The 837-nt window shown below is 46.0% G+C and carries 1 tRNA gene and 1 rRNA gene; both read right to left on the bottom strand.

Annotation, left to right across the window (positions count from 1 at the left end):
- A 23S ribosomal RNA gene (locus A9G13_RS01105) occupies positions 1-527 on the bottom strand; the annotation flags it as partial.
- A gap of 201 nt (positions 528-728) precedes the next feature.
- Positions 729-804: transfer RNA gene (locus A9G13_RS01100), tRNA-Ala, on the bottom strand.
- Positions 805-837 lie beyond the last annotated feature (33 nt).

Below are 837 nucleotides of genomic sequence, written 5' to 3'. Positions count from 1 at the left end.
ATTGTACGTACACGGTTTCAGGGTCTATTTCACTCCCCTCCCGGGGTTCTTTTCGCCTTTCCCTCACGGTACTGGTTCACTATCGGTCATTCAGGAGTATTTAGCCTTGGAGGATGGTCCCCCCATCTTCAGACAGGATATCACGTGTCCCGCCCTACTCTTCAAGCTTCCACATAACTCACCTTCGTGTACGGGACTTTCACCCTCTATCGCGCGACTTTCCAGACGCTTCCACTAATGCGTTATGCTTCCCACTTTGGGCTCCTCCCCTTTCGCTCGCCGCTACTCGGGGAATCTCGGTTGATTTCTTTTCCTCGGGGTACTTAGATGTTTCAGTTCTCCCGGTTCGCCTCACTTGACTATGTATTCATCAAGCAATAATGTAGTTACCTACATTGGGTTTCCCCATTCGGACATCGACGGCTATAGCGCCTTTTATCGGCTTACCGTCGCTTTTCGCAGATTAACACGTCCTTCTTCGCCTCTGAATGCCTAGGCATCCACCGTGTACGCTTAATTTCTTAACCTTACAACTCACAGTTGTCTTGGTTTTCATTACGCTTTTTTCTCTTTCTTACTGCAAACTAACATACTTTCATATGCAGCCTACCGTAAAAACGAGAACTCGTTTCTTTCAGCTTGTTCCTAATTGTTAAAGAGCTTTATCTGTCTATTTACTTATATATAAGTAAATACAAAGATAATTTTTTAAAAAGAGATATCTTTAATGGTGGAGCTAAGCGGGATCGAACCGCTGGCCTCCTGCGTGCAAGGCAGGCGCTCTCCCAGCTGAGCTATAGCCCCAATAATTCACTTCATCTGTTTCCCCAATTCGCT

This window comes from Gilliamella sp. wkB178 (assembly GCF_001690705.1).
GTDB lineage: Bacteria > Pseudomonadota > Gammaproteobacteria > Enterobacterales > Orbaceae > Gilliamella > Gilliamella apicola_K.
The sequence above is the reverse complement of the archived record's forward strand: the minus strand, read 5'-3'. Positions and strand labels throughout refer to the sequence as shown.